Here is an 18,205-nt window from a genome sequence, read left to right on the forward strand (position 1 = left end):
GTATAATGTACCTTAAATGAGAGTGAGGGAAAAGATGAACGAGACCTATTCTAGAATCAACGAATTACCATGCGCGCAGGCAACCGGTCCGCTGACCGAAGGGTGCATCGTTTTAGAAGGCGGCTCCTTTCGAGGACTGTATACCGGCGGCGTATTAGATACTTTGATGCAGCATGAAATTAACCTTTCTTGCACCATCGGCGTTTCGGCCGGATCAATGAACGGCTTTAATTATACTTCCGGCCAGATTGGAAGAGCGAGTCGGTTTAATCTGCGATATCGCTTTAACAAAGCATATGTCGGACGTGGAGCTAAGAAGAACAATAAGGGTGTCATAGGATTTGACATTGTTTTTGATGATGATAAAAATGACATGGAACCATTTAATAAAGAAGTATTTGACGATCCAAACAGGCGCTTTGTGGCAGTTGTGACAAATTGTGATACCGGCAATGCGGAATATATGGAAAAGGGATCATGCAGCGATATTTTCCAGGCAATCCGGGCATCTGCATCTATGCCAATCTTATCGAAACCGGTAGAAATCGACAAAAAGCCATATCTAGATGGTGGCTGTGCTGTGGCAATGGGACTTGAGTGGGCGCTCAAGGAAGGCTATGACAAGATTGTTGTAGTCAGGACCAGAGACCGTTCGTATCGAAAGAGCCCGGTCAAAGGATTTGAGGCATTCTTACAGAAATTGTTTTATAAGCGTCGTTATCCGGACTTTTACAGAGTGTGGAGCAGAGCGCCATACCGCTATAACATCTTGTGCGATAAGATCGATCAGCTAGAACAAGAAGGTCGTATCTTCGTGATTGCGCCGTCTGAGGAAGTGACGGTATCGAGACTTGAGAAAGATATTGAGAAACTTGGTGACCTATATATGCTGGGAAAACGCGACACAGAAGATAATATGGATAAATTAAAAGAGTACTTAACAAAGGAAGAAGCATAACATGGCAAAGAAAAAGAAAAAGGGACCTAAGGTGTCCGGGCCGCGAGGCTGGTACTTTATGAATGAACAGAAACTGACCGTGCAGGAGATTAAAGATGTCCTCGATGAGGAACGCTATGATATTGAAATCTGGCATGAAGCCTGTGTGCTCGAAGTTGGTGTGGCAGATAAGCTTTCCATTGATATTGAAGAGTTGGAAACAGATCTTCGGGATGAATACAGCAACCGGTATCTGGAAGAACATAAGATTCATTCGGTCTTTTATATTTCTTTCAGACCGGAAGAATACGACAGATGCGAGCCGGTTATGAAAGAAATTTTACAAGGACTTGGCGGAAGAATCTGTGGAGATACCGACGATTTTACGCCGGTATTGCAGTAAGGAGTAAGGAATGATACAGGATATCTATCCACATAGACTGAAAAATGAATACGAGCCGCCTGAGGTAATTCCTGAGGATGCCATCATCTATCATTTTCACGGGATGAATGTGCTGGTGGGTGATCGGGAAGGACTGCATTTTCCGGTAAAAACCGATTTGGTTGGGGATGAAACGCTTCAGTTTTTGTTCCACATCGACGAGACTCCCTGCTATTTGTTAGAGAGTACAAAGCCGGTTGAAATTGCCGGATTTTCATACAGCGATTTAAGACATCTTAGAAGAAAAGATTTGGAAAAAAAGCATTTGGTTTATGGAGCTTTTACGGCAAAGCATCTGGCTAAATGGTATGAGGGGAATCATTTTTGCGGAAGATGCGGACATAAGATGGAGCACTCGAAGACAGAGCGTGCAATGGTCTGTCCTAGCTGTGCGCATGTGTTTTATCCACAGATTATGCCGGCCGTGATTGTGGGCGTCATCAATCAGGATAGCCTGCTTTTAACCAGATACCGGGAAGGCTATAAATACAACGCACTGGTTGCCGGATTTACGGAAATTGGAGAGACGGCAGAAGAGTGCGTCAGACGTGAAGTGATGGAAGAGACCGGAATCAAGGTCAAGAACATCCGCTATTATAAGTCGCAGCCTTGGGGCTTTGCACAAAATCTTTTGCTTGGATATTACTGCGAAGTGGATGGCGACGATACGATTCAGATGGACACCTCGGAGCTGCGCTATGCGCAATGGGTCAAGCGCGAGGAGATTGAACTACAGCCGGACAATTTTAGTCTGACAAATGAAATGATGTGCCGTTTTCAAAACGGACAAGAGTAACAAATGAGGATTAGAGGGATTATATAATGGATGATGTAATGAGAAATCCGTTAGCATCGGAGAAAATTAGCAAGCTGGTTACAAGGTTTACGATACCGGCCATTATTAGTATGGTGGTCAGTTCGCTGTACAACATTGTGGATCAGATTTTTATCGGACAGGGCGTCGGCCTTCTTGGAAATGAAGCGACGAACATTGCCTTTCCGATTACGACTATCGGCGCTGCTTTTTTCTTAACACTTGGAATTGGTGGTGCGTCTAATTACAACTTGCGCGCCGGCGAGGGACGCTCGGAGGAAGCAAAGTATTTTGCGGGAAATTCGATGGCGGCACTGGTGCTTGTCGGAGCAATATTACTGGTCGTAATTGAACTTTTTTTAGATCCGCTCTTACATCTATTTGGCTCTACACAAGAAGCCATGGAATTATCCAGACAATATGCGGGAATTACGGCAATCGGACTTCCGTTTTGGTCGCTGCAGATTGGTGGTAATCACATGGTGCGTGCGGACAGAAGCCCGAAGTATTCCATGCTTTGTATGTTGGTTGGTGCAATTATTAACATCATATTGGACCCAATCTTCATTTTCAAATGCGGCTGGGGAATTAAGGGGGCTGCATGGGCAACGGTAATCGGTCAAATGGCGGCCTGCTTTATGGTTGTTGTCTATTTTGCCGGATTTTCCAGAATGAAATTAAAAAAGAAGCATTTTAGGATTGCGGCTAAGAACATAAAAATGATCATCGGATTGGGTATGGCATCCGGAATCAACCAGATTGCGCTGGCATTGGTTCAGATTGTTATGAACAATGTGCTTCGAAAATATGGTGCAGAGTCTGTCTATGGTGCGGATATTCCGCTTGCCGTTGTGGGAATTGTAGCGAAGGTCAACATGGTCTTTTTCGCAATTGCCATTGGGCTTACGCAAGGCTGCCAGCCAATCTTTGGATTTAACTATGGCGCGAAACTATACAGCCGTGTGCGCGAGACTTATCGGACGGCTGCCAAAGCTGCCATTATTGTCGGTATTATCTTCTTTGCATGTTTCCAGATCTTCCCGAGGGTGATTATCTCCTGGTTTGGAGGAGGAAGTGAAGAGTATTATCATTTTGCAGAACTGTATTTTCGGATTTTTATGCTGCTTACGTTTATTAACGGTATTCAACCGATGTCATCCGGATTTTTCTCGTCGATTGGTAAGGCAAAACTTGGTATGATTGTGTCGCTTACCAGACAGGTAATCTTCCTGATTCCGCTTGCGATTATCTTTCCAATCTATTTGGGGATTGAAGGAGTTGTTTATTCCGGACCGATTTCGGATGCGGCGGCAGCAGTGCTTACAATTGTGTTTGTGGTGAGAGAGTGCAGGATTATGAAGGAGGCGGAGCGCGTTTCAGCCGGGACGTAGTTGGTCGGAGTTTGTAACTTTAGGTGGCTGATAATGGGGATTTTGTTATAAATTTTTTGTGCCAATACTATAAAAAGAGTCATTTTGTAACTTTTATCACATATAATGCTTAATTAGTTACAAAATCATGATGGTGAAGTGATAGGGACAAGCCATTTTGTAACTTTCAGGTGTCGATTCTGTAGTTTTGGTTACAATTTCTCTGTGCCCGTGTTGTAAAGTGATTTGTTTTGTAACTTTTAGTATCCTATAGGGTACTAAAAGTTACAAATTTGTCCGTCGGCCACCGTGCTTAGCAGCCTAGCCTCATCTACTGCTCATCAATCAGTTCAAATCCATCTAATTCATAAGTATACAAAGACTGCAGAGTACTGATATAGAACTTGTCATCTGCATACAATCCTCGATAATTATCAGAATCGATATCGATAGAATCATCTGAGCCCATTACTTTCTCAAGTTTCTTTGTAAATTTCTTATTCTTAAACGAATAGACACTGTATAAATAAGTTGAATTGTAAGATTCTTTATCTTGAATTTCATAGGCAAATCCAATCAGATTTTTATCATAATCAGCCAGAACGCATTTATATTGTTCGCATGCCGGAGAGTAGTAGGCATTCTTTAACACAATACTATCGAGCGTCTTAACTTTGGCCGGATTGGAGATATCGAACATGGTCAGTTTCACCCCAATCATATCGCCGGTATCCGGGTCAGTCTCATAGCCGATACCAAGGAGTTTGTCATCGCCCCACAGGTGCAGATAATCAGAAAAACCTGTAATGTCCAAAGAACCGATGAGGGTAGGATTTTCCATGTCAGAAAAATCAACGCTCCAAAGGGGGTCCGTATTTTCATAAGTCACAAAATATCCAAGGTCACCGATAAAACGGGCACTGTAGATTTGTTCGCCCGGGGCAATGCCGGTTACAGAGCCGACCATCTCAAGGTTATCATCGAGGACATAGATGCAGTTATTGGTATCGGTTGTGGTTAACACTTGTAGATACTCATCTTGCTGGTGGATAGCAAAGCTGTCGTTGATTTCGCCGTTTAGATTGCCACAAGCACACGCGCTTATTTTGCCCTCTTGATAAGTGAACTTGGCAAGCGTTGTGAAGGTATCGCCGCCGGAATAGTCACTGCTGTATATATATATGGCGTCGGTAGATACATACACCTGTGAGTAATTGGTAATAATCCCCGTGCTGTCAATGGTCGAAGACGGATCGGAGAATTTCACTGAGCCAATAACACTGGCTCTTGAGCCCGCGTCCGGAAGGTAGAAGTGATCCGAAGAGATCACAGAGCCATTAACCGATGGAATCCAAGAGGAAAGCTGGTCATCTGTAACAACGCTGTCAATATTACCGCTCGGCAGGGTCATATCCACGGTTGTGAACAGATACAGGATGTCATCCACCTTACGAGAAGTGGAAAAGTTGCCACTTTGGGAACCGGTGGAAACAAGCGCAGGATTCTTGCGGTCTGAGATATCATACGTTTCGGCATAGACCATAGAGTCATTGGAAAAGGCGTAGATATCTGAAGTTGACTGCGTAGAATACTCATCATAGAGAATCATATTTTGCTCATAATTTTGGCTGATGATGCAGAGTTTATCGTCATCCACATACATTTCCTTAAGATTAGAAGCCGAGGTCATATGTTTTGGCGTAATCTGGCTGACAAGTTCAGGCTGATCGCCGGAGATATCGTAGATTAAGATTTTGGATTCCTCAACTTTGTATATGTAATTGCCATCGGTCTTTACGATATCACCTTCGTCAACACCGTCCGTCATGACATTGGTCTCAGAATAGGAGCTATCGGCGGAAGATTCTTCTGCCGAATCTTTCGCAACATCTTCGGTGCTATCGGTCGTACTTTCAAATATTTGGGCAGAATTGCCATTTTCCTGCGATTCTTGTAGCAGATTGTAGATATCTTCATAGCCGGAAGCAACCGTGAACATGGAGCTAATCGGGTTAACTTCACTGTTCGTATCATCATCAGAAGGAGTAACAGCCTCCGTGGAGGTGACCGGTGTAAGCTGCGAATGGTGGTAGGCACCAAGGCCGATTGCAAAGCAGGCACAGGCAGCGACGAGACCGCCAATCGAGCGCTTAACGCGAGGAGAAAAAGATTTTTTCCTGCTCGTGTGATTTAACATCTCTTCTATCCGGCCTGGTTTAATTCGCTCCGGAATCGGTTCTTCAGTCAAATTTTTTTTCAGTTCATCTAATAATTTATCATCTTTCATAACACCACTCCTCTACATATTGAGCTGCGCCCTAAGTTTTTTTAGAGCCCTGCTTTCACGGCTGCGAACAGTATTCTCATTCATGCCGTATAACTGTGCAATCTCTCGGGCTGTATAACCGGCGAAGATGTGAAGTCCAATAATTTCACGATCGAGAGCAGGCAGAGAATCAAAGAGTTCACGCACATATAACTGATCAAGCTGATCGATTGGAGTTTCAACAAGAGTGGTTCGCTCGAGGCCCTCATCGGTGAGTTCGACAGGCTCTGACACATAGTCGCGCATTTTTTGTTTGCATTTATGATTCAGAATCTTAAAAATCCAGCTCTTAAATGCATCCGGGTTTTTTAGTTGCTTCATTTGTGCAAATGCATCCGTTACTGCATCCGAGACAGCATCCGCCGCATCTTCCGGTCGTTTGAGTAAGTAAAGAGCGTAGCGGTACATATCCTCGTATACAGTTTCGTATAAAGTAGCAAATGCATGCGTATCACCCCGCCGGGCAGCTTTTACAAGCCATTTCATATCTTTCATAATGCGATTCCCCTCTACTGATCAATAAAAGGTTGCCCCTTCTGATTAAGTAGTGTCAGATTCCCTCGATTTTGTTGCATTGATTTTTAACTCAGTCGGAGTACAAGCTCCGACTGAGTTAAACGCTCCGCGAGGATGAGCACGGATTCGGACAGGAATTTGTCTGCTGAAGCAGACCCGAATCCGGCGCGCAAGACTCGCGAGCGAGTCTTGACAAAATAAAATCAGAAATGTATTCGGCCGTCAGATTCATCTGTTCTTCATTGGATATCGAAGCCGCGCCATCGCCCTTTTGCTCCCCATAACAGCCAAAGTAAGCGTGATTTGCGCCGCTTATGATGATTTCTTTTGATGCGGCCGGAAGGAGTGATTTATTTTCCTTATATTTTTTCAAGTTTAAGACGCCATCCTCACTACCATAGATAGATAAAGTGGTTAGCGAGGTAGAAGATAAGTCCTTGCCAGAGTAAGCGGCAAGCATAATTAGCCCGCTGAGACGATCATCATGGTCCGCAGCGTAAGAGGCGGCTGCATAACCACCGAGAGAATGACCGGCAATATACCAGTTTTGAATATCTGGATATTGCTCGAAGATATCGTCTGCAGCATCCACATCTAAGATGGCAAGATTTCCGGGCATATGAACAAGTACACATAAGATTCCTTTGGAAGCAAGTTTCTCCATAAGCGGGGCATAGGATTCATATTCCACCTTGCCGCCGGGATAGAAGATCATGCCGGTTGTGGTAGGTTTATTAGGAGTGAATGTAATCGACGTTTTCTCATCTTCGGTTACCGAAACCGTCTGAACAGGAGATGAGATTGCGTCAAATGCAGCATCCTCAGCATGATAATAGTTTCCCATGTAGATGGCACATGCCAATAAAAAAACGATGATAATGCCAAAGGCAATCATCATAATCAGATATCGTCTGATAACTTTATCTTTCATAAATATAAACCTTCTTTCCATACATAATAGTAGCAAAACGAAAATCACATTACAAATTGAAAATGCGAAGTATTATTTATATAATAAGGCTAGTAGCGTGAAAGCATCGCGGTTTGGGACGGAGAGGATGATAAGATGTCAGATTCACTTAACATGTCTGTATCACAGGCATTTAAGAAGAATGGAAAAAAGTACGCATTTGTTACATTTCGGGATGGCGAAAGGGAAGCCGAAGGACGTATCCCCAATTGTAAGATCACTAGAAATAACGGATTCGATGAAGGTGAAGTAAAGCTTTTAGAAGAATACATGAAGCGAGAGCTGGCAAATCTAAAGAAGATGGCAACCGATGTCGATCCGATGAAAGAATTCTTCCATAAGAAATAAAGAGGTAAAAATATGAGCGACTATTTAGACTACACGAGGAAACTTCGAGGGGAGAAGGCAGACCGGCACTATAACTGTGCGCAGGCGACAGTTCTTCCATTTGCAAAAGAAAAAGGGCTGGATATAGATGCCGTGATTGCACTGTGTGAGAATTATGGCGCAGGCATGAAACGCGGTGGTATATGCGGAGCGATTGCAGGCGGCCTGATGGCACTTGGTCTTAACGAAATCACGGATGGAAAGAGTATAAAAAAGTATTATGATGCATTTTTGGAAAACCATCAGGGATATTTAGACTGTAAAGATTTGCTTCGGCTGAACAAAGAGGCCGGAGGAGATAAGAAAGCACATTGTGACGGCATGATCGAGGAAGCTGTATTATTGGTAGAACAGATCATAACTGAAAAGAAAGACTCCGAGCGGTAAAGCTCGGAGTTTTTTTAGAAAAGACCGTTATCATGAACCGGTTTATACTGATCGACGTTGTGCTCAACCACGTCCCAGTGCTCGGCGAGCATCCCGTCTTCTAAACGGTAGATGTCGACAACCTTGTTAACGGAGCCATTTTCCAGTGTACACTTGAAAAAGACATAGACCGTGTCGCCGTCTTCGGCAATCTTTACAATCTCCATATGCGGTTTTAGCGCCAAAAAGTGAGAACAAAATTCTTTAAAGCCTTCGCGTCCCGTTGGGGCGTTCGGGTTGTGCTGAATGTAATCTTCCTTAATGAATTTGTCAATGAGGGAAGTATCCCAGCCATTAAATACCTTGTCGTAAAATTCCAATACAATTTCTTTGTTTGTCATATACCTTCCTCCAACCGTTTTTTTGAAATAATTATATCATGAGTCATGTCAGAAACTAATAAAAATCATGCATAGTATTTATAAAAGAAAAAAATGAAAAAATTACAAGATATGGTGTTGAAAATGAAATAACATGCCGATATATAGTATGAAGTAGAAGCCGCATTACTATTTTCACACATCTATGGAAGGAGTGTGATGGTATGATGGATATGACACCAATGTCACTTTCATTTGCAACCTACTATATTCAACCTACCGAGCGACCTCAAGGAAGAAAGGGCGAGGAAGGTGCATCGCAGTGGAAGAGTCCAAAGAAAGAAACGGAAGGATTTGGAAAAATTTTTCAAGAAGAATGTACAAGTTTACAAGATAACGAACAAAGGAAATAAAAAAATAGTCATTTATGGGGGAAGTTTGCGCTTAAACAGAACAGCAAGAGGATTCTTTTTTGAGGAAAGAGTCCTCTTTTTTATTGACATTTTGTATGCGTGTATTATAATGTATACCAAGTGGTATACCACTGGAAAACAATGATAAGAAGAAGGTAAATTCTTTGAAAGGGGAAAATATATGAGCGACAATACGACATTTTCCAATATGGATTTTCTGGCTGCAACAACGGTAATCGGACTTGATGAGGCAGTTGGTGATCTGAAATATCTTAAGAAATCCGATCGTGTAGTTCGTGAGGAAAAGAAGGATGAAGTTGTAAAGGTTAAGACTTGTTGTAGAGCTTGCATTGCTAATTGCGGTGTGATTGCGACAGTAAAAAATGGCCGTGTAGTAAAGCTCGAAGGCAATCCGGAAGATCGAATGAGTAAGGGACGCATGTGCGCAAAAGGGTTATCCGGGATACAGGCGCTTTATCATCCGAACAGAAACAAGTATCCTATGATGAGAGTCGGCAAAAGGGGCGCCAATAAGTGGCGCCGAATATCCTGGGAAAAGGCAATTGATATCATTGCGCATAAGTTGGTAGAAACAAAGCAAAAATATGGAGCAGAGACGGTATTTTGCTCTACCGGCGGAGGCGGTAATCCGGAGATTTGGAGTATCGCAAGATTTTGCAATATCTTTGGGACACCGAACTGGTTTGAACCGGGATGCGCGCAGTGCTATCTTCCACGAGTGCTTGCCTATACGATGATGTATGGCGGAGTGGATTGCAGCATCGCAGATTCAAATGCACTAGAGTTATATGATACGGAAAATACGGAAATTAAAACGCTGGTGTTGTGGGGAACTGCACCTTCTTACTCCTGTCCGGCAAGTGGCGGCGGAGCTGTAGCAGATCTTCGCGCGAAAGGGGTTCAGACAGTGGTGATAGACCCTCGTATGACACCGGATGCGGCGAAGGCTCAAGTATGGCTCCCAATCAGACCGGGAACAGACGTGGCACTGATGCTGTCGTGGATTCGCTATATCTTAGCAGAGCAGTTATATGATAAAGAATTTATCTTGAAATGGACCAATCTTCCATATCTTGTGGATGTGAAAACCAAGATGCTGATAAGAGCTGAGGTGTCAAATGACGAGAATGAACCGGACACCTTTATGGTATGGGATGAAAAACAAAACAAGCCGGTCGCAATGGAATATCCATATGACGAAAGTTTATCACCGGCACTTGAAGGTACTTTTACATATGAAGGAAAAACCTACAAGACCGGATTTGAGATGCTGAAAGAACAGTGTGAAGAATATACCCTAGAGCATGCGGGTAAGATCTGCGCGCTTGAGCCAAAGATGATAGAAAAAGCAATTCGGCTATTTGCAGAGAATACGCCATCCGGTTTGTGTCTTGGCGTTGCAACGGATCAAAGTCCGAATTCGACACAGGCGGCAATGGCTGCTTGCACGCTGGATTTGTTACTGGGAAATGTGGAAAGACCGGGAGCATTGATGCAAAGATTCCGTACCAGCGGTGTCTTTGATATGCCAAATTACCCGGTACCGATTGCGGCAGATAAATTGCCGGATGAACAACTGAAGAAGCGACTTGGTGGAATTGAACATAAGGGGTTGCACATCTGGTATGCAGGACATATTACAAGTGTTTTAGATGCAGTGCTAACCGGAAAACCATATAAACCAAGAGTCTGGATTGACCGCTCCGGTAATAAGCTGGCTGCACTTGCGGACGCGCAGAAGGTAAAGAAGGTAATCGACGAATTAGATTTCATCGTTCATATGTATATGTATCCAACTTCATTTTCTGCATATGCAGATATTCTGCTTCCGACACAAGAGTGGCTAGAGACAGATATGATTGTCGAGACCTGTAACACATTATGTGCCCGCCAGCAGGTGACACATGTATGGGAGACCATGGATGAAACACTGATTTGGGCGAAGATTGCAAAGCGCTGTGCACAGCTTGGTGACGAGGACTGCCAGAAGGCATTCGATGCTGAGTACATGGGCAAGGATCTCCCTTATTGGGAGAAAGTGACGGATCTGTGGGATCACTTCCTTGGCAGAATTGGGCTGAATTTTGAACAGCTCAAGAAAAACACCCCGTATACCTACATGTCCAAGGAAGAGTGGAAATCGTATTATGTCTATCTAGAAGAAGATGAAAAGACACATAAACCAAAAGGGTTTGCGACGCCTTCAAAGAAGTGTGAAATCTATCTGGAAAGCATGATTACGCTAGGTCGTACCGGAAAGCCATTTGCAAAATGCGAATTGCCGCCGGCATCTGTAGAGTATCAGCCGCTTCCATATTATATGGAACCTGCCGAGAGCCCGAACGATAAGGAACTGGCTAAGGAATTCCCGCTCGTAATGACGGGAGGACGAGTGCCATACTTCCACCACAACACACTTAGAAATGTTCCTTGGCTTCGTGAAATCTACCCGATTCCGGAACTTTGGATGTATCCAAATGATGCGAAGAAGTATGGACTTGAGGACGGCCAGTGGGCATGGGTAGAATCTAAGCGCGGTAAGATTCGAACCGTGGTATCTTACACGCAGGGAATCAAACCGGGCGTTGTCTACATGGAGCGGTTCTGGAATCCGGAGACGCTTGAGACCAAGACGCACGGCTGGACAGAGATGAACGTTAACATGCTGACGAAGGCAGACGCACCGTTTAATGACGTAGTCGGAACCTATACACTTCGTGGATTCCAGGTAAAAGTATATCCGGCAGAGCAGCCGCCGGAAGGAATCTGGATGAATCCGCAGGACTTTTCACAATGGCTTGCGCGGCCAACGGATCCATCTAAGAATGTTCAGGTATTGGAAAATGATGCCAAACCACAAGAAAAAATAAAAGAGGAGGTGACGGCATGAGCCAATTAGCATTTGTAATTGAGCTAGACCGGTGTATCGGTTGTAAAGGATGTCAGGTAGCATGTAAAATGGAAAATGGAACAGCACTTGGTTCTGACCGTATCAAGGTACGACAGATAGGACCGACCGGTATTTACCCGAATCTTCAGATGTATTTCCTGCCGACGATGTGTCAGCAGTGTGCAGATCCGGCCTGTGTACGTGTCTGTCCATCCGGAGCGGTATATAAGAATTTTTCAGATGGAATTGTGCGAATTGAAACCGCCAAATGTATTGGCTGCAAGAGTTGTAACCAGGAATGTCCGTATCATGTCAATACCTTTAGTGAAATGAGACGCACCATGGATAAATGTACCATTTGCCTAGAAGCCAGAGAGGTCGGAGAAAAGCCGGCATGCGTAAGAAACTGTTCAGGGAAAGCCCTTCATTTTGGGGATATTGAAGACCCAAACAGTGAAGTGTCCAAATTAATCAAAGAAGCAGGAGAGGAACATGTCTATTCGCTTCGTGATTTTGGAAATGGACCATCCACGCGTTATATATTAAAGAATGCACAGTGGCTGGATATATTGCCACAAGAACTTGATGTTGTATCATTTGGAAAGGAAGGAAAGGTCTATTATGAGTATGAGCAATAAAAGAGATACATACAGACAGCTTATGATGAATCGAAGCAACCTCTATCATTTATTCTCAAGATTTTTCCAAAAAGAAATGGATGCAGCGTTTCTTGAGAAACTTCGTCATATTCAGTTCCCGGTGAATCGAAAGGAAACTGCGCTGACAGAATTTCAGGATGCACTTCTTCGTCTGAATGAATATTTTGAATATGACGCAGGCGAGTCGATTGAAGATCTTGCGGTAGATTATGCGAAGACATTTTTGGGAGCAGGTAGTGCACAGGGAAATGCAGCTTTCCCATATGAATCGGTATACACCAGCCCGAAGCGTGTGATGATGCAGGATGCATGGAACAAGATGTGCGAACTGTATGAGGTAAAGGGGCTTGCCAAACGTGATGAATGCAAGGATTTGCAGGAAGATCATATCGCGATGGAACTGGATTTTATGGCATTTTTATGCGATGAAACCAGTCAGCTTACCGAGACACTTGCCGGTCTTGAGGAGCAAAGGGAGTTTTTAAACCGTCATCTGCTAAATTGGATACCGGAATTTTGTCTGGATATTAAAGAGCACGCCGATACGGAATTTTATCGTATGATCGGTCAGCTGACTACCGGATTTTTACAACTTGACAGCTTTATTTTGGATCAGATGATTGCGGAGCGAAAAGCACGAAAAGTGATTTCTAAATCGGTCAAAGTAACGCGCAGTTATTTGGATGAGGTACTGCATAAACTAAGCAAGGAGTATCATATTTATGGACCTAAGCATCTTCCGGAGCGAGGCATGCGAGAGAATAATGGTATGATTCGATATCAGGAAATCTTCTCATTGGAAGAGCTGATGCTAGATGGACAGTCAGACTTTTCGTTAAAGGAGGTTATCTATCCGGTGTCACAGACCATCTTTTCCTTTGATGAAAATAGTGCAACAGAGACGATATCTACGGATCCAAAAGGAATCATCATATTTGCCAGACCATGTGATATCAATGGGCTTCGCCGTCTTGACAATATGTTTTTGGCAAATGGCGGAATGAGCGATGTTTATTACAAGCGAATGCGAGATAAAGTGAAAATCTTTATGATTGAATGTAAAGAAAGCTGGGATACTTGTTTTTGCGTTTCCATGGGAACGAACAAAACCGACAACTATTCGGTGGCGCTTCGATTTGACGAGGATATGATTCAGCTCAAGATTAAAGACGCGGAATTCTTAGATGAATTTGAATGGGCCGGCGCATGTGACTATGAACCTTCATTTATAGAGGAAAATACAAGAAAAGTCAGGATTCCCAATATCAAAAAAGGTGAGAAGCTGCGTCCGATTTATGAATTGGAATTTTGGAAGGAGTACAATGAAACCTGTATTTCTTGCGGTGGTTGTAATACGGTATGCCCTTCCTGCAGCTGCTTTGATACGATTGACGATCTTAACCAGGAAAACTCCAGAAAAGGTTCAAGACGTCGCGTTTGGTCTTCTTGCATGCTTCCGGATTATTCTAAGACTGCAGGTGGTAATATTGCCCGCAAGTTCCCGGAGCAGATGATGCGCTTTAAAACCCTACATAAGATTTATGATTATAATGCCAGATTTGGCGGAAATGAGCATATGTGCGTGGGCTGTGGCCGATGCATAATGCGATGTCCGGAGGATATTGATTTTTCGGAAACAATCAACAAACTTGCCGATGAAGTGGACAAGTTAAAGGCAAAGGAAGGAGGAAAGTAAGATGCAACAAAATGTATTAGTTCCATATCCACACAGAATTTTAAGTATGTTAAAGCATACCAATACAGAGTGTACATTTCGGGTTGCTTGTGATAACGAACCGGACTACGGACAGTTTTTCATGCTTTCTCTTCCGAAAGTTGGAGAAGCGCCGATCTCCGCAAGTGGAAAGGGTCCGGGATACGTAGAGTTTACGATTCGTAATGTGGGACTCTTAACGCAGGCCATTTTCGAATTAGAACCGGGGAATTCTATTTTCCTTCGTGGCCCGTATGGCAATTCATTTCCGGTAAAGGAATTTGAAAACAAAGATCTCTTGATTATCTGCGGCGGTACGGGAATGGCGCCGGTAATGACGATGATTAACCATTTTTACGATCATCCTGAGGTCTGTAAGTCTGTGAATATCATTTCCGGATTCAAAAATGCAAAAGCAGTGCTGTTTCGAGAAGAAATAAGAAAGTTCAAGGAGCGATTTAATATGATTGCGACACTTGACAGTGGCGAGGAGGACGGATTTGAAGGGGGCATGGTAACGGCCCACATTAATAAGATTCCGTTTGATACCTTTGACGATTATCGTATCGTTATCGTAGGACCGCCGGTTATGATGCACTTTGCCGCACAAGAATGTGTCAAATGTGGCGCCGAAGAATCCAAAATCTGGGTTTCTTTTGAACGTAAAATGTGCTGCGGTGTTGGGAAATGCGGTCATTGCAAGATCAATGATACCTACGTCTGCTTAGATGGACCGGTCTTCAATTATGAATATGCCAAGGATCGGTTGATGGATTAATCCTTATGCTACATTAAGAAATTCCACATGCTACTTGGAAAAGCGGGGGTTGAATTTAACGCTTTAAAGTGTTATAGTGATTAAGTGTTTAGTTTATGTGGGGGATTCACATAAAAACAAAAAGAGGAGGACATTACGAAGATGAAAAAGAAAATTTTGGCAGCTCTCGTAGTAGGAGCAATGGCAGCAAGTCTTGCAGCATGTGGAAGCTCAGCTTCAAATGATGCAGCAACTTCCGGTGCGGAAGGTTCATCATCAGAAGCCGCAAACGGCGAGACTTATAAGATTGGTATCTGTCAGTTGGTACAGCATGATGCATTGGATGCCGCAACACAAGGATTCCAGGATGCATTAACAGAAAAGCTTGGAGATAGCGTGACATTTGACGTACAGAACGCTTCCGGAGATTCTGCAACATGTGCAACAATTACGAATCAGTTCGTTGCAGATGGTGATGATTTGATTATGGCAAATGCAACAGCTTCACTGCAGGCAGCAGCATCTGCAACAGATTCTATTCCGATTCTCGGAACTTCTGTAACAGACTATGCAACAGCACTTGAGATTTCAGATTGGACAGGAACGGTTGGCGGAAATATTTCCGGAACAAGCGACCTTGCACCACTCGATCAGCAGGCTGATCTTGTAAAAGAGTTATTCCCGGATGCAACTACAGTTGGTATCCTTTACTGCTCAGCTGAACCGAATTCGGTATATCAGGCAGAACATATGACGGAATACTTAGAAGAACTTGGATATACAGTGGCTTCTTACACATTTGCAGATACGAATGATGTTTCATCTGTTACAACTACAGCATGTGCACAAAGTGATGTGATCTACATTCCAACAGATAACACAGCAGCATCTTGTACAGAAGCAATTGCAAATGTAGCACTTCCGGCAAAGACACCAATCGTAGCAGGTGAAGAAGGAATTGTAGCAGGTTGTGGTGTGGCAGCACTTTCCATTGATTATTATGATCTTGGATACCAGACAGGACTTCAGGCATATGAAATTCTTGTAAATGGTGCAGACATTTCAACAATGGCTGTCGAAACAGCAGCAGATGTAACCAAGAAATACAATCCAACTATTTGCGAAGAACTTGGCATTACAATTCCGGATGGATATGAGGCAATTGAAACAGAAGAATAATACTAATCTTCAAGATTCGTCCTGCGAGTCTTGACCATTGGATAAAGATGATGTAGGTGACCGCTTTTTTAGTCAGAATTCTTGACAAAAGGGCGGTCACCTTTTACGATAGAAATGTCGCATTTTTACTTGAAAGCGATAAAATAAGAAAGAATGACCTTATAAGTAGGTTCAGGAGGAATTCATTATGTTTAGTGGCCTGACGGCAGCAGCATTGTTTTCCGCATTGCCGGGAGATGTTGCGCAGGGGATTATCTGGGGCATCATGGCACTTGGTGTCTATATTACGTTTCGTCTGCTTGACTTTGCAGATTTGAGTGTGGATGGAACATTGGCAACAGGAGGAGCGGTAACGGTTATGATGGTAATCAACGGTCATAATATTATCGTCGCACTGATTGTTGCAACGATTATTGGAGTGATTGCGGGAATTGTAACCGGATTTTTACATACGTTACTTGGTATTCCGCCGATTTTGGCAGGAATCTTAACACAGATTGCACTGTATTCTATAAACTTGAATATAATGGGAGGCGCTAATCAGGCACTCTCTGTAGATAAATATGATTTGATTATTTCGCTTCGCTATATACCACAGGCGATTAGCATAGCAGCAATCTTTGCGGTCGTAATTATTATTTTGTTATATTGGTATTTTGGAACCGAACAAGGAAGCGCAATTCGAGCAACCGGATGTAATGCGCAGATGGCAAGTGCCCAGGGAATCAATATTAAGTCAATGAAAGTCATTGCACTTGCACTGTCAAATGGAATCGTTGCGCTTGCAGGTGGATTGCTTGCACAGTATCAGGGATTTTCCGATATCAATATGGGACGTGGAGCAATTGTAATCGGACTTGCAGCGGTAATTATCGGAGAAGTATTGGGCGAAGCATTTGTAGGAAAAAGATTGAACTTTGTACTTCGATTGGTATTTGTAGTAATTGGTGGAATTATTTATTACATCGTAGTTGGTATTGTACTGTGGCTGAAGATGCCGACAAATGATTTGAAGTTATTTACAGCCATTATTGTAGCTGTCTTCCTGGCAGTTCCTTATCTTAGAGGACAGGCAAGAAGTTCCTACAAAAAAGCATTAAAGGCTATTTCACGGAAGGGAGGCAACTAGCATGTTACAGATTGAGAATGTATATAAGACCTTCAATCCGGGTACGATTAACGAAAAGCATGCGCTTAACGGCGTGGCACTTCACTTAGAACTGGGAGATTTTTGTACGATTATCGGCGGTAATGGAGCAGGTAAGTCAACCATGCTCAACGCTGTTGCAGGCGTATGGCCAATCGATGCCGGATCTATTTCGATTGATGGAATTAATGTGACAGGAATGAAAGAACACCAAAGAGCAGCATTTCTTGGAAGGGTTTTCCAAGATCCGATGACAGGAACAGCTGCGACAATGGAGATTCAGGAAAATATGGCACTTGCAGCAAGACGCGGCAAGGGAAGAGGACTTCGTTGGGGCATAACGAAGAAAGAAAAGGATAGTTATCGGGAGCGCTTAAAGATTCTGGATCTTGGGCTGGAAGATCGACTGACAGCGAAGGTTGGATTGCTCTCCGGCGGACAACGTCAGGCTTTGACTCTACTTATGGCAACGCTGCAGCAGCCGAAATTACTTTTACTAGATGAACATACGGCAGCGCTTGATCCGAAGACAGCATCAAAGGTACTTGAGATTTCCGATCGTATTATTCAGGAAAATAAGCTTACGGCGCTGATGGTAACACATAATATGCGTGATGCTATCGAACATGGTAATCGCTTGATTATGATGAATGAAGGTCAGGTGATTTTGGATATCAAAGGAGAAGAGAAAAAGAAACTGACGATTGAGCAGTTGCTTCATAAATTTGAAGAAGTATCCGGAAGCGAATTTGTATCCGATAAGGCACTGTTATCGAAATAAATAGAATCTGCTGCCCGTAAGATGAGACTTAGAGGTGATTTCAATTAAAATCGCCTCTATTTTTTTGCTAAATAATTTTCAAAAAATGAATAAGAGGGGTAAATTAAAGCGAAATAATTCCGAAATAAATTACATT

General features: G+C 43.2%; 18 protein-coding genes. 14 read left to right on the forward strand and 4 right to left on the reverse strand.

From position 1 onward, the window contains the following. Positions 1–34: 34 nt before the first annotated feature. The 4 genes from BLS20_RS01485 to BLS20_RS01500 are packed head-to-tail and all read left to right on the forward strand — an operon-like array spanning position 35 to position 3,584. On the forward strand, positions 35–958 hold the full coding sequence (locus BLS20_RS01485) for a patatin-like phospholipase family protein (protein ID WP_090171439.1): 924 nt from the start codon (positions 35–37) through the stop codon (positions 956–958). Between the two features lies 1 nt (position 959). Next, positions 960–1,340, forward strand: coding sequence for a hypothetical protein (locus BLS20_RS01490; protein ID WP_090171442.1), 381 nt, complete (start codon positions 960–962; stop codon positions 1,338–1,340). A 10-nt stretch (positions 1,341–1,350) separates the two neighbouring features. After that, positions 1,351–2,175 (forward strand): NAD(+) diphosphatase, encoded by an 825-nt coding sequence (gene nudC / locus BLS20_RS01495; RefSeq protein ID WP_090171446.1) that lies wholly within the window; start codon positions 1,351–1,353, stop codon positions 2,173–2,175. Between the two features lie 26 nt (positions 2,176–2,201). Further along, positions 2,202–3,584: an MATE family efflux transporter gene (locus BLS20_RS01500; protein ID WP_242870502.1), complete on the forward strand. Its 1,383-nt coding sequence runs from the start codon at positions 2,202–2,204 to the stop codon at positions 3,582–3,584. A gap of 310 nt (positions 3,585–3,894) precedes the next feature. Here BLS20_RS01500 and BLS20_RS01505 read toward each other — a convergent pair whose 3' ends face one another. From BLS20_RS01505 to BLS20_RS01515, 3 genes are all read right to left on the reverse strand, one after another. Next, complete coding sequence (locus tag BLS20_RS01505; protein WP_090171449.1) at positions 3,895–5,850, reverse strand: beta-propeller domain-containing protein; 1,956 nt, start codon at positions 5,848–5,850, stop codon at positions 3,895–3,897. Positions 5,851–5,862: 12 nt separating this feature from the next. Continuing rightward, positions 5,863–6,384: an RNA polymerase sigma factor gene (locus BLS20_RS01510; protein WP_090171454.1), complete on the reverse strand. Its 522-nt coding sequence runs from the start codon at positions 6,382–6,384 to the stop codon at positions 5,863–5,865. A 118-nt stretch (positions 6,385–6,502) separates the two neighbouring features. Continuing rightward, on the reverse strand, positions 6,503–7,336 hold the full coding sequence (locus BLS20_RS01515) for an alpha/beta hydrolase (RefSeq protein ID WP_090171457.1): 834 nt from the start codon (positions 7,334–7,336) through the stop codon (positions 6,503–6,505). 135 nt (positions 7,337–7,471) lie between these two features. Here BLS20_RS01515 and BLS20_RS01520 point away from each other — a divergent pair, with 135 nt between their 5' ends. After that, complete coding sequence (locus BLS20_RS01520) at positions 7,472–7,723, forward strand: hypothetical protein (RefSeq protein ID WP_090171459.1); 252 nt, start codon at positions 7,472–7,474, stop codon at positions 7,721–7,723. Between the two features lie 12 nt (positions 7,724–7,735). After that, positions 7,736–8,149, forward strand: coding sequence for a C-GCAxxG-C-C family protein (locus BLS20_RS01525; protein WP_090171462.1), 414 nt, complete (start codon positions 7,736–7,738; stop codon positions 8,147–8,149). Positions 8,150–8,163: 14 nt separating this feature from the next. Here the strand turns inward: BLS20_RS01525 and BLS20_RS01530 are convergent, their stop codons facing one another. Next, on the reverse strand, positions 8,164–8,529 hold the full coding sequence (locus BLS20_RS01530) for a nuclear transport factor 2 family protein (RefSeq protein WP_090171465.1): 366 nt from the start codon (positions 8,527–8,529) through the stop codon (positions 8,164–8,166). Between the two features lie 203 nt (positions 8,530–8,732). Between BLS20_RS01530 and BLS20_RS01535 the strand changes: the two genes are divergently transcribed. The 8 genes from BLS20_RS01535 to BLS20_RS01570 all read left to right on the forward strand — a co-directional run bounded on the left by BLS20_RS01535 (position 8,733) and on the right by BLS20_RS01570 (position 18,069). Further along, a complete protein-coding gene (locus BLS20_RS01535) occupies positions 8,733–8,921 on the forward strand; it encodes a hypothetical protein (protein WP_090171469.1) in 189 nt (62 codons plus the stop codon). Between the two features lie 181 nt (positions 8,922–9,102). Continuing rightward, a complete protein-coding gene (locus BLS20_RS01540; RefSeq protein ID WP_176762234.1) occupies positions 9,103–11,832 on the forward strand; it encodes a molybdopterin-containing oxidoreductase family protein in 2,730 nt (909 codons plus the stop codon). Continuing rightward, entirely contained in the window at positions 11,829–12,470 is a 642-nt protein-coding gene (locus tag BLS20_RS01545; RefSeq protein WP_090171472.1) for a 4Fe-4S dicluster domain-containing protein, read from the forward strand. Before BLS20_RS01540 ends, BLS20_RS01545 begins: the two co-directional genes overlap by 4 nt. After that, positions 12,454–14,187 carry an anaerobic sulfite reductase subunit AsrA gene (asrA, locus tag BLS20_RS01550; RefSeq protein ID WP_176762235.1) on the forward strand — a complete coding sequence of 578 codons (1,734 nt, stop codon included), beginning with the start codon at positions 12,454–12,456 and terminating at the stop codon, positions 14,185–14,187. Before BLS20_RS01545 ends, asrA begins: the two co-directional genes overlap by 17 nt. 1 nt (position 14,188) lies before the next feature. After that, positions 14,189–14,983 (forward strand): anaerobic sulfite reductase subunit AsrB, encoded by a 795-nt coding sequence (gene asrB, locus BLS20_RS01555; RefSeq protein WP_090171478.1) that lies wholly within the window; start codon positions 14,189–14,191, stop codon positions 14,981–14,983. Between the two features lie 141 nt (positions 14,984–15,124). Next, on the forward strand, positions 15,125–16,141 hold the full coding sequence (locus tag BLS20_RS01560; RefSeq protein WP_090171481.1) for an ABC transporter substrate-binding protein: 1,017 nt from the start codon (positions 15,125–15,127) through the stop codon (positions 16,139–16,141). A 187-nt stretch (positions 16,142–16,328) separates the two neighbouring features. Further along, positions 16,329–17,270, forward strand: a complete 942-nt coding sequence (locus BLS20_RS01565) for an ABC transporter permease (RefSeq protein ID WP_090171484.1) — start codon at positions 16,329–16,331, stop codon at positions 17,268–17,270. 1 nt (position 17,271) lies between these two features. Next, the gene (locus BLS20_RS01570; protein WP_090171487.1) at positions 17,272–18,069 is read left to right on the forward strand and encodes an ABC transporter ATP-binding protein; all 798 of its coding nucleotides are present in this window, start codon (positions 17,272–17,274) and stop codon (positions 18,067–18,069) included. Positions 18,070–18,205 lie beyond the last annotated feature (136 nt).

The sequence above is a fragment of the Eubacterium oxidoreducens genome, assembly GCF_900104415.1.
Classification (GTDB): Bacteria; Bacillota; Clostridia; order Lachnospirales; family Lachnospiraceae; genus Eubacterium_C; species Eubacterium_C oxidoreducens.

Excerpts from the sequence above, each read along its gene's own strand:
- BLS20_RS01485 (WP_090171439.1), top strand. The coding sequence starts at position 35 with ATGAACGAGACCTATTCTAGAATCAACGAATTACCATGCGCGCAGGCA.
- BLS20_RS01490 (WP_090171442.1), top strand. The coding sequence starts at position 960 with ATGGCAAAGAAAAAGAAAAAGGGACCTAAGGTGTCCGGGCCGCGAGGC.
- nudC (WP_090171446.1), top strand. The coding sequence starts at position 1,351 with ATGATACAGGATATCTATCCACATAGACTGAAAAATGAATACGAGCCG.
- BLS20_RS01500 (WP_242870502.1), top strand. The coding sequence starts at position 2,202 with ATGGATGATGTAATGAGAAATCCGTTAGCATCGGAGAAAATTAGCAAG.
- BLS20_RS01505 (WP_090171449.1), bottom strand. The coding sequence starts at position 5,850 with ATGAAAGATGATAAATTATTAGATGAACTGAAAAAAAATTTGACTGAA.
- BLS20_RS01510 (WP_090171454.1), bottom strand. The coding sequence starts at position 6,384 with ATGAAAGATATGAAATGGCTTGTAAAAGCTGCCCGGCGGGGTGATACG.
- BLS20_RS01515 (WP_090171457.1), bottom strand. The coding sequence starts at position 7,336 with ATGAAAGATAAAGTTATCAGACGATATCTGATTATGATGATTGCCTTT.
- BLS20_RS01520 (WP_090171459.1), top strand. The coding sequence starts at position 7,472 with ATGTCAGATTCACTTAACATGTCTGTATCACAGGCATTTAAGAAGAAT.
- BLS20_RS01525 (WP_090171462.1), top strand. The coding sequence starts at position 7,736 with ATGAGCGACTATTTAGACTACACGAGGAAACTTCGAGGGGAGAAGGCA.
- BLS20_RS01530 (WP_090171465.1), bottom strand. The coding sequence starts at position 8,529 with ATGACAAACAAAGAAATTGTATTGGAATTTTACGACAAGGTATTTAAT.
- BLS20_RS01535 (WP_090171469.1), top strand. The coding sequence starts at position 8,733 with ATGATGGATATGACACCAATGTCACTTTCATTTGCAACCTACTATATT.
- BLS20_RS01540 (WP_176762234.1), top strand. The coding sequence starts at position 9,103 with ATGAGCGACAATACGACATTTTCCAATATGGATTTTCTGGCTGCAACA.
- BLS20_RS01545 (WP_090171472.1), top strand. The coding sequence starts at position 11,829 with ATGAGCCAATTAGCATTTGTAATTGAGCTAGACCGGTGTATCGGTTGT.
- asrA (WP_176762235.1), top strand. The coding sequence starts at position 12,454 with ATGAGTATGAGCAATAAAAGAGATACATACAGACAGCTTATGATGAAT.
- asrB (WP_090171478.1), top strand. The coding sequence starts at position 14,189 with ATGCAACAAAATGTATTAGTTCCATATCCACACAGAATTTTAAGTATG.
- BLS20_RS01560 (WP_090171481.1), top strand. The coding sequence starts at position 15,125 with ATGAAAAAGAAAATTTTGGCAGCTCTCGTAGTAGGAGCAATGGCAGCA.
- BLS20_RS01565 (WP_090171484.1), top strand. The coding sequence starts at position 16,329 with ATGTTTAGTGGCCTGACGGCAGCAGCATTGTTTTCCGCATTGCCGGGA.
- BLS20_RS01570 (WP_090171487.1), top strand. The coding sequence starts at position 17,272 with ATGTTACAGATTGAGAATGTATATAAGACCTTCAATCCGGGTACGATT.